Below are 15,477 nucleotides of genomic sequence, written 5' to 3'. Positions count from 1 at the left end.
TTCAATTGTCAAAAAACAGACGGATCAAAACCCGTCAAAAATCCCTGCCACCCAACCCTAAAGTCGGGCAATAAATCAGCAATCCAGCCAATTTCGAGATCTTGTCTGAACCAGTCCGGCGGGCCCTGCGGCGCCGCCCTCTCGTTCGGTGAAGCGGCTTATACGGCCACTCCCGCAAACCGTCAACAGCTGGCATTCACAAAACTGAAAAAAATGCACATACCATTGATTCATAAATATTTTTTTGTTCTTGGGCTAATTGATGGTGGCAAATGCTACCAAGAAAGTGGGTCCCTGGCCTGCAAAGCCGGGATCTTTTCGGGCGCCATACCCCAGCGGGTTCCGTTTGCAAGCGTAGCGCTCCTTGATAGTCTCCCAGTCCCTATAAGGAGTGCCCCTTCACATGCTCATTCTCGATCCGATCCAGACCCGACACCATCTCGACTGGGATGCACTGATCGCGGCCCTTAACGCCATGTTCAAGGGTGACTGCGTCATGCCCGTGCGGCATCACCACACGGTTGGTGTTCCCGGAGAGGCGGATGCGACGCTGCTATTGATGCCGGCGTGGCAGCCTGGACAGTATATTGGCGTCAAGCTCGTCTCCGTCTTTCCGGACAACCATCTGCGCTCCCTGCCTGCGATCCATGGCAGCTATCTCCTTTCGAGCGGGCGTACCGGAGAATTGCTTGCTGTGCTCGATGGCGGTGAACTGACGGCGCGGCGTACGGCTGCAGCCTCCGCACTCGCCGCGCGCCATCTGGCCCGCGAAGATGCGGCGACCTTGCTGGTGGTCGGCACCGGGCGTCTCTCCGTCAATCTCATCGAGGCGCACAGCCGCGTGCGTCCCATCCAGCAGGTCCTGATCTGGGGGCGCGACCAACACAAAGCCTCACAGGCAGCAGCCGAGGCGTGCTCTCTCGGTTATTCGGTTGAGGTCGCCAGCGATCTGGAGACCGCGGCGCGTCAGGCGGACATCATCTCTTGCGCCACCCTATCGCGTGTTCCGCTGATACGGGGCGACTGGTTGAAGCCCGGCAGTCACCTGGACCTGATCGGCGCCTTTGCCAAGGAGATGCGCGAAAGCGATGACGAGGCCGTGCGACGCGCCCGTGTTTTTGTCGACACGCGCGCCGGTGCGTTTGCGGAAGCCGGCGATATCCTGCAGCCGATCGCATCCGGCGTGATCGGCAAGGAGCATGTCCAAGCGGAACTCGCCGAGTTGGTGCGGGGATCAGCTGGCCGGCAAAGCGCAGACGAGATCACGCTCTTCAAATCCGTAGGCGCCGCGCTCGAAGATCTCGCCGGCGCGATCCTCGCCTATGAGACGGCTCAGAAAGCTGGCACTGCTCCGTGACACGCCCTGCCCTTCCTCTTCTTCCCATCATCGAGAAGCTTGCAGCTCTGGCTGCAGCGCTCGAGACCGGAAATCGCGCAGTCCTCTCCGCTCCCCCGGGCGCCGGCAAGACGACACTGGTTCCACTTCACCTTCTCGACCAGCCCTGGCGAGAGGATAATCGGATCATCCTGCTCGAACCGCGACGACTTGCAGCGCGTGCTGCCGCATCCCGCATGGCAGCACTTCTAGGAGAAACTGTCGGCGGGACGGTCGGCTATCGCATGCGGCTCGACAACCGGATCAGCGCGCGCACCCGCATCGAAGTGGTGACGGAAGGTGTCTTCGTGCGGATGATCCTCGATGATCCAGAGCTGCAAGGGGTGGCCGCCGTCTTGTTCGACGAGTTTCATGAAAGGTCGCTGGATGCGGATCTCGGGCTTGCCCTGGCGCTCGATGCGCAATCGGCGCTGAGGCCGGACTTGAGGATCCTGGTGATGTCGGCGACGCTCGATGTCGAGCGCATTGCATCTCTCCTCTCGGGCCCGCCAGTGATCATCAGCCAGGGTCGGAGTTTTCCGGTGGAGGTGCGGCACCGGGACAGGCCGGGCGACGAGCGGATCGAAGATGCCGTGGCTTCCACCGTGCTTAAGACACTCTCTGAGGAGCGGGGATCGATCCTCGCCTTCCTGCCGGGACAGGCCGAGATCCGACGCGTGGCGGAACGGCTCGAAGGCCGGGTTGGCGCGGATGTCGTGCTCACACCTCTTTATGGCATGCTCGGCCAGGCAGAACAGGACGCGGCGATCCGTCCCGCAAAAGGGGGCATGCGCAAGGTGGTTCTGGCGACGTCGATCGCCGAGACTTCGATCACTATTGACGGTGTGCGCGTGGTGATCGACAGCGGCTTGCAGCGCCTTCCGGTCTACGAGCCGTCGACGGGTATCACCCGGCTGGAAACGGTGCGCGTATCAAAGGCCTCGGCGGATCAGCGGGCCGGCCGTGCCGGGCGAACGGAACCGGGAATTGCAATGCGCCTCTGGCATAGCGGACAGACGGCAGCGCTGCCGGCCTTTACACCGCCGGAGATCCTGTCGAGCGATCTCTCAAGCCTGGCGCTCGACATGGCGCATTGGGGGGTCGCCGATCCGCGTCAGCTGCTGTTGCTGGACATGCCGCCCGAGGCGGCACTCAAGGAGGCACGGCAGCTGTTGATCGGGCTTGGTGCGCTGGACGAGGCCCTGCAGCTGACGGCCAAGGGCCGGCGGATGCGCGATTTCGGCCTGCCGCCGCGCCTGGCTGCCATGGTGCTCGATGCTGCCGACCACGGCGAGGCCGGGGCTGCGGCAGAACTGGCCGTGCTTCTGACCGAGCAGGGTCTTGGCGGCATGGATCTCGACCTAGATGAAAGAATGCGGCAGTTCCGGCGCGACAAGGGAGAGCGGGCGCGCAATGCCCGCAGCCTCGCACAGCGGCTGTCTTCCGGTTTGTCAGATCTAAAGACCGAGGGCGCAGGGCTGCCGGCTTCGGCCGGGGCGCTGCTCATCCATGCCTTTCCAGACCGGATTGCGCGGCAGCGCGGCGGACGCGGGCGCTTCGTCATGGCGAATGGTCGCGGCGCGGAGATCGCCACCACGGAGCGGCTTGCGGGTGCCGAGCTTCTCGTCGTAGCCGATCTCACCGGCAAGGCGGCGCAAGCCCGGGTGCTTGCGGCCGCTGAGATCACTCGGAGCGATATCGAAGCGCTCAATCCGAATGCCATCCGCACTGCCGACGAAAGCGGGTTTGATCTGTCGAGCCGGCAGGTGCGCGCGCGCCGCGTGACACGGCTCGGGGCCATCGTCTTCGAAGAGCAGCCTTTGGCCAAACCCAAGGGAGAGGAAGCCGCCAAGGCGCTGGCAGACGGTGTCAGGGCGCTCGGGCTCGACGCCCTTCCCTTTTCAAAAGCCGCCGAGCAGCTTCGGCAACGGCTCGGCTTTCTGTATCGAAGCCTTGGCGATCCCTGGCCGGACACCAGCGACGAGGGTCTTTTGGAGCGTCTGGACGACTGGTTCATCCCCTTCCAATCCGGGGTGACGCGCTTTCAGGATGTCAGTGCGGGCAGCCTGCATGACGGACTGATGTCACTTGTACCGGGGGGATCGCAGCGGGAGCTGGACAGGCTCGTTCCGACGCATTTTACCGCCCCGACGGGTCAGTCGCATCCGATCCGATATGACGGTGAAGAGCCGGTTCTTCAGATCAGAGTGCAGGAACTCTTCGGGTTGAAGACACACCCGGCGATCGGCGGCGGCAAATTGCCACTGCTGTTGGAGTTGACCTCGCCGGCCCATCGCCCCATTCAGACCACACGGGATCTCCCGGGCTTCTGGGCTGGTTCCTGGAAGGATGTGCGCGCCGACATGCGTGGCCGCTACCCGAAGCATCCCTGGCCTGAAGACCCCGCTGCGGCGCAGCCAACGACACGAGCGAAACCCCGCGGGACCTGAGGGCGCGGCGAGACAGGGGATACGGATGAGCATGGACCTGGCAGCGAAATTCGGCCCGAGCAGCCGACGCCTTCGCTTGGAGACACTGGTGAAGCTGCGCTGGGTGGCGGTCGCGGGCCAGTTGCTGACGATCCTCATCGTGGCGCTGTGGTTCGACTTTACCCTGCCGTTGATGACCTGCCTCGGGCTGATCGCCGCCCTCGCAGCAGCAAACTCGCTGCTATCGGTCGCCTTTCCGTCCACCTACCGGCTGGAGCCGGCCGCGGCTTTCGCGGTGCTGGCCCTCGATCTCTTTCAGATGGGTGCGCTGCTCTTCATAACGGGTGGCCTCAACAATCCCTTCGCCCCCCTGATCTGCATCCCCGTCATCATTTCCTTCGCGTCGCAGCCGAGCCGTCATTCGATCGCGCTCTTCATCACAGCGCTTGCCTTCATTACGCTTCTCGCCTTCACACCCTATCCCCTGCCCTGGTTCGAAGGGCGGATACTCGAAGTCCATCCGCTCCTGCAGCTGGGCATGTGGAGCTCTATCGTCTCGATGACCGCCTTTGCCGCCTTCTACGCCTATCGCGTATCGCAGGAGGCGAGCCTGCTCGCGGACGCGCTGACGGCAACGGAACTGATCCTGCAGCGGGAGAAACATTTGCATCAGCTGGATGGGCTTGCCGCCGCCGCGGCCCATGAGCTCGGCACTCCGCTTGCAACGATCAGCGTCGTCGCCAAGGAAATGGAACGCGATCTCGGCCATGACGAGCGCTACCGGGAAGACGTGCAGTTGTTGCGCAGTCAGAGCGAGCGGTGCCGGGATATCCTGCGCCGCCTGACGTCGCTGGCAACGGAGGGCGAAGCGCATATGCGCGAGCTGCCTCTCTCGTCGATGATCGAGGAGGTCATCGCACCGCATCGGGAATTCGGGGTGAAGGTGGAGCTGATCGAGCTTTCGGAGCGCGCGCTCGAACCGGTCGGTACCCGCAACCCGGCCATTCTCTATGGTCTCGGCAACCTTCTGGAAAACGCGGTGGATTATGCCCGGTCGAAGGTGACGGTCAGCGTCGAGCATACGGCGGCCGATGTGACGGTGACAATAGAGGACGACGGCGCCGGTTTCTCGGCCGGGGTCTTGCAAAGAATTGGTGAGCCCTATGTTACGAGCAGGCAGAGCGATACACGCGCCGGCGGCCTGGGTCTGGGGCTTTTCATAGCCAAGACCCTGCTCGAACGGTCCGGAGCCGCGCTTCGGTTCGAAAATCGCAGTCCCGAAGGGTCCGGGGCGCGGGTCGTGGTCAACTGGCCGCGCGAGTACATGGAATTGGACACGTCGTTATGACTTTACCTGTGCGGCCTTGGCCCGCATAAGGTCGACAGCGCAGTTTTTTCAAACAGCCGCAGGAACAAGAAGATGGCAGACGCAGTAGCACAGGTCGCAAAATCCGCCGCAGGCACGTCAGTAGCCGGCAGTCATGATCTCGGCCCTGATCCGTCACTGCTGATCGTCGATGACGATGCGCCGTTTCTGCGCCGCCTGGCTCGCGCTATGGAAAGCCGCGGCTTTGTGGTCGAGCTTGCCAGCTCCGTTGCCGAAGGTATCGCCAAGGCCAAGGAGGCAGCTCCAAGCTATGCCGTGGTCGATCTGCGTCTTGGCGACGGCACGGGGCTCGACGTGATCGAAGCGATCCGGGAGCGGCGGTCGGATACCCGCATCATCGTGCTCACCGGCTATGGCAATATCGCGACGGCAGTTACCGCCGTGAAGCTCGGCGCGCTCGACTATCTGGCCAAGCCCGCGGATGCGGATGATGTCTATCTGGCGCTGACCCAGAGGCCCGGCGAGAAGGCGGAGATCCCCGAAAACCCGATGTCGGCCGACCGGATCCGTTGGGAACACATCCAGCGCGTCTACGAAAGCTGCGAGCGGAACGTTTCCGAGACGGCGCGGCGGCTGAACATGCATCGCCGGACCCTGCAGCGCATTCTGGCCAAACGCGCGCCGAAGTAATCAGACCGATTTGAGTTGAGCTGCCCATTCGGCGGCAAGAAGCCGCTGTGCGGCAGCCCTCGAGAAGTCGAGGGTTACGGACTTGCGGGTCGCGGGAGGAAGTCGGTGTTCCGGCGCCTCCCGGAGCATGTGGCCCGAATATCCGTCCGACAGGAACAGTCCGCAGTCCTCGGGGAATATCTCCAAGGGCACGCCCGCATGGGTCGCGAAGAACAGACGGTCGCAATAGCGTCGATAGTCCGGCCACTTCCTGTCGACGCGAAAATCCTCGATCGACGACTTGATCTCGATAATCCAGATCTCGCCCTTTTCCGACAGGCCGATAAGGTCGGCGCGGCGACCGTTTGACAACGTCATTTCCGGCAACATGGCGAAACGCATCTCCGCCAGGAGGATCTGGACGCCGCGGCGAATCATCATCGCACGATCGGACTGACGCCCGTCGATTAAGGGATTGTTTACTGCGACAGAGACTAAGGTCATGGACAACTCCGCTCCGCACGCTCAAGTCTGTTGCAAAAAAGCAATGCGGAGTCATTTTGCAGCGCCGAAGACATTCGGCGGAAGTACGGCACTTGCGTCGCCGAGATTAATTCAAAATAAACCATAATCAAAGATGGTCGACGAACCATCTCCCAGCCATCACCCATGAGCTTCCTTATGCGCTTCCGCAATATAATGACGTCGCTCGGCCTGGTCATGTCGCTAGGCCTCGCGGGCTGCACGACGACGACCGGTGAAAAAGCCGAAGTCGCCGAAACCACGAAGGTTCAGATCTTCAGCGACTCCTACGGCTCGGTCACGGACGCAGGCTATGCGCTGCCCGCGATTCCGATCCAGAAGGTCGATAAGAAGTTTCATCGACAAATTGTCGATTATGCGACCACGGAGAAGCCCGGCACTGTCGTCGTGAATACCCGCGAGCGCTTCCTCTATTACGTGATGCCGCGCGGCAAGGCTGTTCGTTACGGCATCGGCGTCGGCAAGCAGGGCTTTGCGTGGCAGGGTGAAGCCTATATCGCTTGGAAGCAGGCATGGCCGACCTGGCACCCGCCGAAGGAAATGGCAGAGCGCAAGCCTGAGGTCGCGAAGTATGTCGAGAAGGGCATGGATCCCGGTCTTCGCAACCCGCTGGGCGCCCGCGCCATGTATCTCTTCAACGAGAAGGGTCAGGACACGCTGTTCCGCCTTCACGGCACGCCGGAATGGGCCTCGATCGGGACGGCCGCGTCTTCGGGCTGCATCCGCATGATGAACCAGGACGTGATCGACCTGTACAATCGCGTAAAGCCCGGTCGCAACTCCAAGGTCGTTGTTCAGCAGTAATCTGCCGACACGTAGTCTAAACGAAAGACCCGCTGGATCGCTCCAGCGGGTCTTTTTGTTTGATGACTCTCATCCCGGAGGATCAAGCGGCGGCTTTCGCCTTGAGTTCAATGCGGCGGCGATGAAGGACAGGCTCGGTATAGCCATTGGGCTGCTCCCGGCCCTTCAGGACGAGATCAAGGGCTGCCTGGAAGGCGACGGAGCCGTCATAGTCATCAGCCATGGCGACATAGGCCGGATCGGCAGCGTTCTGTCCATCGACGACGATCGCCATGCGCTTCAAGGTCTCAATCACCTGCTCCTCAGTCACCACACCATGATGCAGCCAGTTGGCCATATGCTGGGCCGAGATGCGCAAGGTGGCACGGTCTTCCATCAGGCCGACATTGTTGATGTCCGGGACCTTGGAGCAGCCGACGCCCTGGTCGATCCAACGGACGACATAGCCGAGAATGCCCTGGGCATTGTTGTCGAGTTCGCGCTGGATCTCCTCGGGTGTCCAGTTCGGGCGCGGTGCGACCGGAACGGAGAGGATATCGGCCAGTTTTGCGCGCGGCCGGGACTTCAAACCCTTCTGCACGTCGGCCACGTTGACGCTGTGATAATGCGTGGCATGCAGCGTTGCCGCCGTCGGCGACGGAACCCAGGCGGTGTTTGCACCGGCTTTTGGATGCGCGATCTTCTGCTCCAGCATGGCCGCCATCAAATCGGGCATGGCCCACATGCCCTTACCGATCTGGGCGTGGCCCGACAGGCCGCATTCGAGACCGATGTCGACGTTCCAGTTTTCATAGGCCGAAATCCAGGCCGCCTGCTTCATATCGCCCTTGCGAATCATCGGACCCGCTTCCATCGAGGTATGGATCTCGTCGCCGGTGCGATCGAGGAAGCCGGTATTGATGAAGACAACGCGCTCGCGGGCGGCGCGGATGCATTCCTTGAGGTTGACGGTGGTGCGGCGCTCCTCGTCCATGATGCCCATCTTGATGGTGTTGGGTGCCATGCCGACAAGCTCTTCGACCGCCGAGAAGATCTCGCAGGCGAAGGCGACCTCTTCCGGTCCGTGCATCTTGGGCTTCACGACATACATGGAGCCGGCGCGGGAATTCTTGCGGCGTCCGTTCGGACCGATGTCATGCAGCGCGATCAGGGCGGTGATCGCTGCGTCCATGATGCCTTCCGGCACCTCGTTTCCCTCACGGTCGGTGATTGCCGGATTGGTCATGAGGTGTCCGACATTGCGGATCAGCATGAGGGAGCGACCAGGCAAGGTGACAGCACCTCCGTCCCCACCTGTGAGCGTGACGTCGTCGCTCAGCGCGCGGGTGAAAGTCTTGCCGCCCTTCGACACCTCCTCGGTGAGGTCCCCCTTCATCAGGCCGAGCCAGTTCGAATAGACGACGACCTTATCCTCGGCATCGACAGCGGCGACAGAGTCTTCGCAGTCCATGATGGTGGTGAGCGCCGATTCCATCCGGCAGTCGTTGATGCCTGCCGGATCGGCCTTGCCGATGACACCCGTCTTGTCGACGAGGATTTCGACATGCAGACCGTTCTTGCGCAGGAAGATGCTTGAGGGGGCAGACACCTCGCCCACGAAGCCAGCAAATTGAGCCGGATCTGCCAGGCCCGTCATGCCGCCATCCTCAAGGCGGACGGAGAGTGCGCCGTTTTCGACCGCGAGGCTGGCCACCTTGTCCCAGGCGCCTGCTGCCAGCGGGGCGGAACGATCGAGGAAGGCACGTACCCATGCGATGACCTTGGCGCCGCGGACGGCATTGTAGCCCTTGCCCTTCTCGGCACCGTCGGCCTCGGAAATCGCATCCGTTCCGTAAAGCGCGTCATACAGCGAGCCCCAGCGGGCATTGGCGGCGTTAAGCGCGTAGCGGGCGTTCATGACAGGAACGACAAGCTGGGGGCCTGCGAGCGTCGAGATCTCCGGATCAACATTGGCCGTTTCGATCTTGAAGTCGGGTCCCTCAGGCAGAAGATACCCAATCTCGCGCAGAAATGCTTCGTAGGCTGCCAGGTCAGACGGGGCACCGTTCTGCCGATACCATGCGTCGATCTCGGCCTGCAGGCTATCGCGCTTGGCCAGAAGGGCGCGGTTCTTCGGTGCGAGAGCGTGCACGATCTTCGAGAAGCCGGCAAAGAAGGTATCTGCGTCGACTTCCGTTCCCGGTATCGCCCGGGCCACGATGAAATCATACAGACGCTGGTCGATCGAAACTCCGTGGGCTTCAACTGATGGCATGACGTCACTCCTCGCACTGAATTCGTTTTCGGATGGCAGCATCGCGCCGAACCGCATTAGCAGTCAATCTGTCATAAGTTAGAAATATTCTTTCCAAAATGGAAAGTTAGCTTCTTGTCGTTCTCGGCCGACCCGTGGCCGTCGCGGTGATCCGCGCTTCAACGAGCTTGCGTCGACCCTCGACTTCAGGTGCATCGAGTTCTTCCTTCAGCAGCAGAACCACATCGAAGGCGCCACTCGCCTCGGCTCGGGCCCGCGCAAGTTCGCTCGCCCGATGGCGCGCGGCATCAAGTGCGTTCGTCTCATTCGTCATACGTTTGCTGTCGCCGCCTCCGGTAAGAATGAAGAGCCCCTCTTCCGGCGAGCTGACGGTAATGGTGACGCTGCTGCGCACCTGTCCGACCACCGCGCCGACGGCATTTGCGACGTCAGCATCTGCCGGCACCGCGAAATCGGATGCCAACATCGCAGCGATGGCGGGATAGTAGACGCCTGCCGAGGCACCGAGGCCGATCAACGGCCGATCGAGCGAGAGGCTGAACCGGGCAATGCCCGTCTCGCGGCGAAGCGCACGATCGATCAGCACGGACCGAGCCGGATCGACGTCTGCGAGGCCATCCTCCGCGAGTGCCGCGGAGAGAATGACCTCCGCCGACTGGCGGGTGAGGCGATCGACAATGAGTTGGGCCAGCACTTCAGCGGATGAAGCAATCGGCTGGCCGGAACCGTCTTTCTGGCGGATCGCCAGCAGCATGCCGAGTTCGGCGGCCTTGCGGTCCCACTGGCCCTGCCGTTCCAGAACATGCATCGCATCCGATGGGGTAAGCCCACAGATGTGGACTAGACCCCGCGCGACGAGACGGTCGAGCGTCGCCTTCTGCTGGGTGAAGCTGATCAGCTGATCTAGCGGCAAGGGCACGGCGCCGATCTTCTGGAAAAGCGCGGCCTCCTGCGGCTGGAGGCCGGCTGCCAGATGATCCGGCACGCCGGTGCGCACGGCAAAGCGCCCGTCGTGGCGTCCGAGATGCGGCGCACGCAGCTGGCGCTCAAGCACCTCGTTGATAGCAGCCCCATGCAGGGCTGCCGCGAGGCTCAAGGGAACGAGGCGGCGGGGGCCAAGCTCGATCTTCGCCGCAAGGCCGCGATCATCGAAACGGACTTCCGAGTCGCCACCGAGGCCGAAGGTGCGCATGGCCACGGCTTCCACCATGGTGCGGTAGCCCCCGACGACAGCGCCGTCTTGGTCGAGCCGTGGTTGGCCGTTTTCCATAACCGCGACGTCGGTCGTCGTGCCGCCGATGTCGGAGACCACGGCATCATCAAGTCCGGTCAGGTGGCGAGCACCCACGAGGCTTGCTGCAGGACCGGAGAGGATGGTTTCGATCGGGCGCAGGCGTGCTTCGGCAGCGGAAATCAATGCGCCATCTCCACGCACGACCATCAACGGCGCCTGGATGCCACGCTCCAGGAGATAACGCTCGGCCGAACCAATCAGCCGGTCGATCATGGCCACGAGACGGGCGTTGAGAAGCGTGGTCAGCGCGCGGCGCGGGCCTCCGAGCTTGGAAGAGAGTTCGTGACTGCAGGTGACGGGCAGGCCGGAATGGCGGCGGATGATGTCGCGTGCCCGTTGTTCGTGCGCCGGGTTACGAACGGCGAAATAGCCGGCGATCGCAAAGGACGAAACATTGGCCGAGAGTTCGGGAAGGGCGGCCTCCAGGGTGTCCGAATCGAACGGGGTTTCATTGCCATGGACGTCATGGCCGCCCGCGATGAAGAGGACCGGATCGTTGCCGAGCGCATCGGCGAGGCCATCGCGTCTCAGATCCTCGGGGCCAAAACCGATCATGATCAGGCCGGCACGGCCGCCCTGCCCTTCCACCAGCGCGTTTGTCGCGAGCGTCGTCGACAGCGAGACAAGTCTGATGGCCGAGGGATCGATTGCTGATTCGGCCAGAACACTTTCGAGCGCGCCGGAGATGCCGATCGACAGATCATGGCGGGTGGTCAGCGACTTCGCCTTGGCGACGATCCCATGCTCTTCGCTGTAGATCACGGCGTCGGTGTAAGTGCCGCCGGTGTCGATGCCCAGCATGTAATCGGATGTCACGCAGTCTTCCCCATAGTGCCCGCCCGGATGGCGACGCATTCCTTATGGCACAGGCATCTGCCCGATTTCCAGCGAAGGAGCGGCAGTATGACGCCGCATTACGGCTTGCGCGGTGTGATCCGCATCGGCAGCCCGCCGGCCGGCTGGGTGGTGAGCTTCTGCACAGGCCAGGGTTTCGTCTGCGGTGTAGTCTCAAACCGGTAGGGCTGCATGAGGACCGCGAGCGCGATCACTGCCTCCTGCAGGGCGAAGGTCGCACCGATACAGACGCGCGGCCCTGCCCCAAATGGCAGATATTGAAAGCGGCCGATCTTTTCCCGCTCGCCCGGCAGGAAGCGGGAGGGATCGAACACTCTCGGCTTGTCCCAATAAAGCTCGTGGCGATGCAAGGTCCAGGGCATGACGAGGACCGTCGTACCCTTGGCGATCTCGACGACTTCACCGTTAGGCGCCGTGTAGCGATCATCCGCAATCGCATCTCGGTTGATCGAAGGCGCCGGCGGATAAAGTCGCATGGCTTCCTCGAAGGAGGCGCGCACATGCGGCATCTTGTCGAGCCATTCGACAGGATCGGCATCGGTGGCGATGACGGCGTCGATCTCGCGCTCCATCGCGTCCCGCACATCAGGACAATGGGCGACGCAATAGAGCGTCCAGGCGAGCGCACGCGCCGTGGTCTCGTGGCCCGCACCGATGAAGGTGAGGATATTGTCTTCGATTTCCTCCGAGGTCAGCCCGTCGGGCCCCTCGAGTTGAAGCAGGAGCGTGAGGAAGTCATCCGGTGCCTTTTCACGCTCGGTGTTGATGATTGCACGGCGATGATCCATCGTCCGGCGCACCAGCTCGCGGAACTTGCGAAGAACACCAAGGCCCCGAATGCGCGTAGGGCGCGGGATCCATTTGGGTGCCTTCAACAAGTCCAGAGGATCGATCCGTCCCATGCTGTGCAGGAGATCGTCGACGTCCCTCGCAAAATCGCCCTGTTCAGAGATGATCCCGCCAGAGAAGAGCGTTTCGGAGAGGATCGCATAGGTGAGTTCGGTCATGTCGACGGCGATATCGCGGACGACGCCCTTGCCTTGCGATTCATAGCGATCGAGAAACAGCTCGCTCTGTTCGCGCATCTGGCGGGCAAAGCCACGCGCGTGGCGCGGGGTGAACACGGGCGCCATGGCCTTGCGGGAGCGCTTCCAGACGGGACCTTCCGCAGTCAGCAGACCGTCGCGCAGAATGGGACGCAGCACGAGCTGGCGGACCTCGGACATCTCGTAATTCGAGGCATTGTCGACGAGTACATGCCGGATCAGGCCGGGATCATTGGCGATTATGGTGGTCTGGCCGAAGAAGCGGGTAACGATCCAAGGCCATGTGTAGGACGGCTGTCCCCAGAGTTCGAGCGGGTTGCGCAGGACCGTTCGGATGATTTCCAGCCGGCTGGGTGGGATGGTCCGCGGCACGGGTGCCGGCGGCTCAAAGGTCGATTTCCGCAGACTGGCGTCCATGTCATGCTCCTTCGAGGGCTTAAGGGCCCCCTCAAAGAGTTAGAGCAGAGCCTGCAACTCTTCCAGCCGATCATTGATCAGCCAGCCATAATAGTTCTCTTCCGGCCAATTGGCCGCACCGCTGGCGCGCTTGGATGCGAGCGCCTGGGCACGCTGTTGCGAACCACCGATGTTGAAGAGCGTCGCGGTCAGGCCTGGGTTTGCAGAGATGTCGACATCGGCGATCTCACGGTAGTCGTCGATGGATTTGCGGATGACAGCGGCCATGAAGGCGAGCGAGATATCCGGATCCATGATCGCCTTGTACACGTCTGCCGCATCGTTCTCGTCGAGCTTCTGGTAGCCGGACTTTTCATGCACCAGATCCGACAGCATCAATGCTGTCAGAGGATTGATCTGACCCAGACCGAATGTCTGACCCGCATAGAAGGGCTGGAAGAAGACGGCGCTGAAGCGGTTGTTGGGATAGGATGAACCGCCCACGGACTTCCCGCGGAAGCTATCCTCCCAGACATTTTCCCGGCAGGTCCAGAGACGATAGGAATCCGAATAGCCGTTGCATTCGGCAAATTCCGGCCGGCTGACAAAGTCGGAGATGCTCTCGTCCTTGTAGCCGAAGCGGAAGCTATTGCCGGCGTAGGAAGCCGCCTTCACATAATAGCTCTGCAGGCTGTCATAGGCGTCGACATTATAGGTGTGCTCACCAACGATCGCCCCGACCATATGAATCGGCGCAATTCCATAGGCAGACGCAGTCTTCTTGATCTTGCCAACGAGCGCCGAATCCGTGCGCAGGAGATCGCGGACCTTCTCGTATTTCAGGTCGAAGCTGGTCTTGCCCGCCTTGGTGCGGCGAACCGAGGCGCCCGGGATGGCCGGCTGCTCTGCATTGCGATTGCCTGGCGGCACCTTGTCGGCAGCGAAGGTTACTGCGGGCGCGAGCCCGGACAGCCCCAATGCGACGATGATGATCCTGGTGATGTTCAGCACGATGCGCGGCCCCTCGGACATGTGTCCTTGAACGGATTGGCGACGCATGGTGGCCGACCCGACAGCGGCACTCCTTACATAAGGCCTGCCTGTATTGTCGATATGGGGCGCTTTCACTTTCCCGGCACGCCCGGGGTGAAAGCGACCCATAGATGCACAAAGATCACAGGATGTAGCGGCTCAAGTCCGTATTGGCGGCGAGATCGCCGACATGCTGCTGAACATAAGCCGAGTCGATCATCACAGCCGAGCCGCCACGATCCGGTGCGTGGAAGGAGATCTCATCGAGGACCCGCTCCATGACCGTCTGCAGGCGACGGGCACCGATGTTCTCGACGGTTTCGTTGAGCTGAACCGCGACATCGGCGAGCGCATCGATCGCATCCTCGGTGAAATCGAGGTTGAGCTCTTCGGTCGCCATCAGCGCCTTGTACTGGCGGATCAGGCTCGCTTCGGTCTCGGTCAGGATTCGGCGGAAGTCTTCCTTGGTCAGCGGCTTTAGCTCGACCCGGATCGGCAGCCGGCCCTGGAGTTCCGGCAGAAGGTCTGAGGGCTTGGAGACGTGGAACGCTCCCGACGCGATAAAGAGAATGTGATCGGTCTTCACCGGCCCATACTTGGTCGCAACGGTCGTGCCTTCGACGAGCGGAAGCAAGTCGCGCTGTACGCCTTCACGCGACACGCCGGCGCCCATGGCGCCTTCGCGGGCGGCGATCTTGTCGATTTCGTCGAGGAAGACGATGCCGTCATTCTCGACTGAACGAAGCGCCTCCCGCTGGATGACTTCGTTGTCGATCAACTTGTCCGACTCGTCACGAATCAGGTCGGCATACGATGCCTTCACTGTGGTCCGGACCTTCTTGGTGCGGTTGCCCATGGCCTTGCCAAACATTTCGGACAGGTTGAGGATGCCGATATTGGCACCGGGCATGCCGGGAACTTCGAAGCCGGGCGCGCCAGACCCACTGTCGGCGACCTCGATATCGATTTCCTTGTCGTCGAGCTCGCCGTTGCGGAGCTTCTTGCGGAAGCTGTCCCGTGTGGCAGGAGACGCGGTCGCGCCGACCAGAGCATCGAGGACGCGCTCTTCGGCCAGCTGGTGGGCCTTGGCCTGCACTTCCAGACGCTTCTTGTCGCGGATCAGCGCAATACCGATCTCGACCAGATCGCGGATGATCTGCTCAACGTCACGGCCGACATAGCCGACTTCGGTGAACTTGGTGGCCTCGACCTTGATGAAGGGCGCGCCAGCGAGCTTGGCGAGGCGGCGGGAGATTTCCGTCTTGCCGACACCGGTCGGCCCGATCATCAGGATGTTCTTCGGCATGACCTCGTCGCGGAGGTCTTCGGAAAGCTGCTGGCGACGCCACCGGTTTCGCAGTGCGATTGCCACGGCGCGCTTCGCGTCATGCTGGCCGATGATGTGGCGGTCGAGCTCGGAGACGATCTCGCGCGGAGAAAAATTGGTCATTTC

Annotated in this window: 11 protein-coding genes; 5 read left to right on the top strand and 6 right to left on the bottom strand. The window is 62.1% G+C overall.

What is annotated here, in order from left to right; all coding sequences use genetic code 11:
- Positions 1-403 precede the first annotated feature (403 nt).
- The 4 genes from C0V73_RS17465 (at position 404) to C0V73_RS17450 (ending at position 5,821) form a co-directional block, all read left to right on the top strand.
- Complete coding sequence (locus C0V73_RS17465; RefSeq protein ID WP_102021242.1) at positions 404-1,357, top strand: ornithine cyclodeaminase family protein; 954 nt, start codon at positions 404-406, stop codon at positions 1,355-1,357.
- The gene (hrpB, locus tag C0V73_RS17460; RefSeq protein ID WP_102021241.1) at positions 1,354-3,825 is read left to right on the top strand and encodes an ATP-dependent helicase HrpB; all 2,472 of its coding nucleotides are present in this window, start codon (positions 1,354-1,356) and stop codon (positions 3,823-3,825) included. Before C0V73_RS17465 ends, hrpB begins: the two co-directional genes overlap by 4 nt.
- A gap of 25 nt (positions 3,826-3,850) precedes the next feature.
- The gene (locus C0V73_RS17455; protein WP_102021240.1) at positions 3,851-5,152 is read left to right on the top strand and encodes an ActS/PrrB/RegB family redox-sensitive histidine kinase; all 1,302 of its coding nucleotides are present in this window, start codon (positions 3,851-3,853) and stop codon (positions 5,150-5,152) included.
- Positions 5,153-5,224: 72 nt separating this feature from the next.
- A complete protein-coding gene (locus tag C0V73_RS17450) occupies positions 5,225-5,821 on the top strand; it encodes an ActR/PrrA/RegA family redox response regulator transcription factor (RefSeq protein ID WP_102021239.1) in 597 nt (198 codons plus the stop codon).
- On the opposite strand, the gene C0V73_RS17445 is transcribed toward C0V73_RS17450, so the two are convergent.
- Positions 5,822-6,304 carry an MmcB family DNA repair protein gene (locus C0V73_RS17445; RefSeq protein ID WP_102021238.1) on the bottom strand — a complete coding sequence of 161 codons (483 nt, stop codon included), beginning with the start codon at positions 6,302-6,304 and terminating at the stop codon, positions 5,822-5,824. It lies immediately after the preceding gene.
- Between the two features lie 177 nt (positions 6,305-6,481).
- Here C0V73_RS17445 and C0V73_RS17440 point away from each other — a divergent pair, with 177 nt between their 5' ends.
- On the top strand, positions 6,482-7,147 hold the full coding sequence (locus C0V73_RS17440) for a L,D-transpeptidase (protein WP_102021237.1): 666 nt from the start codon (positions 6,482-6,484) through the stop codon (positions 7,145-7,147).
- 82 nt (positions 7,148-7,229) lie between these two features.
- On the opposite strand, the gene C0V73_RS17435 is transcribed toward C0V73_RS17440, so the two are convergent.
- From C0V73_RS17435 to hslU, 5 genes are all read right to left on the bottom strand, one after another.
- Positions 7,230-9,401, bottom strand: a complete 2,172-nt coding sequence (locus C0V73_RS17435) for a malate synthase G (RefSeq protein WP_172450214.1) — start codon at positions 9,399-9,401, stop codon at positions 7,230-7,232.
- Between the two features lie 106 nt (positions 9,402-9,507).
- Positions 9,508-11,511: a hydantoinase/oxoprolinase family protein gene (locus tag C0V73_RS17430; RefSeq protein WP_102021296.1), complete on the bottom strand. Its 2,004-nt coding sequence runs from the start codon at positions 11,509-11,511 to the stop codon at positions 9,508-9,510.
- A 98-nt stretch (positions 11,512-11,609) separates the two neighbouring features.
- Positions 11,610-13,013 (bottom strand): cytochrome P450, encoded by a 1,404-nt coding sequence (locus C0V73_RS17425; protein ID WP_102021236.1) that lies wholly within the window; start codon positions 13,011-13,013, stop codon positions 11,610-11,612.
- A 39-nt stretch (positions 13,014-13,052) separates the two neighbouring features.
- Entirely contained in the window at positions 13,053-14,024 is a 972-nt protein-coding gene (locus C0V73_RS17420) for a DUF1402 family protein (protein ID WP_102021235.1), read from the bottom strand.
- 142 nt (positions 14,025-14,166) lie between these two features.
- On the bottom strand, positions 14,167-15,474 hold the full coding sequence (gene hslU, locus C0V73_RS17415; RefSeq protein WP_102021234.1) for an ATP-dependent protease ATPase subunit HslU: 1,308 nt from the start codon (positions 15,472-15,474) through the stop codon (positions 14,167-14,169).
- Between the last annotated feature and the right edge of the window lie 3 nt (positions 15,475-15,477).

This window comes from Rhizobium sp. TH135 (assembly GCF_002855515.1).
Lineage (GTDB): Bacteria > Pseudomonadota > Alphaproteobacteria > Rhizobiales > Rhizobiaceae > Allorhizobium.
The sequence above is the reverse complement of the archived record's forward strand: the minus strand, read 5'-3'. Positions and strand labels throughout refer to the sequence as shown.

Bases quoted from the DNA above. Each gene is read 5' to 3' on its own strand.
- hslU (WP_102021234.1), bottom strand. From the start codon at position 15,474: ATGACCAATTTTTCTCCGCGCGAGATCGTCTCCGAGCTCGACCGCCAC.
- C0V73_RS17435 (WP_172450214.1), bottom strand. From the start codon at position 9,401: ATGCCATCAGTTGAAGCCCACGGAGTTTCGATCGACCAGCGTCTGTAT.
- C0V73_RS17465 (WP_102021242.1), top strand. From the start codon at position 404: ATGCTCATTCTCGATCCGATCCAGACCCGACACCATCTCGACTGGGAT.
- C0V73_RS17445 (WP_102021238.1), bottom strand. From the start codon at position 6,304: ATGACCTTAGTCTCTGTCGCAGTAAACAATCCCTTAATCGACGGGCGT.
- C0V73_RS17440 (WP_102021237.1), top strand. From the start codon at position 6,482: ATGCGCTTCCGCAATATAATGACGTCGCTCGGCCTGGTCATGTCGCTA.
- C0V73_RS17455 (WP_102021240.1), top strand. From the start codon at position 3,851: ATGAGCATGGACCTGGCAGCGAAATTCGGCCCGAGCAGCCGACGCCTT.
- C0V73_RS17425 (WP_102021236.1), bottom strand. From the start codon at position 13,013: ATGGACGCCAGTCTGCGGAAATCGACCTTTGAGCCGCCGGCACCCGTG.
- C0V73_RS17420 (WP_102021235.1), bottom strand. From the start codon at position 14,024: ATGTCCGAGGGGCCGCGCATCGTGCTGAACATCACCAGGATCATCATC.
- C0V73_RS17450 (WP_102021239.1), top strand. From the start codon at position 5,225: ATGGCAGACGCAGTAGCACAGGTCGCAAAATCCGCCGCAGGCACGTCA.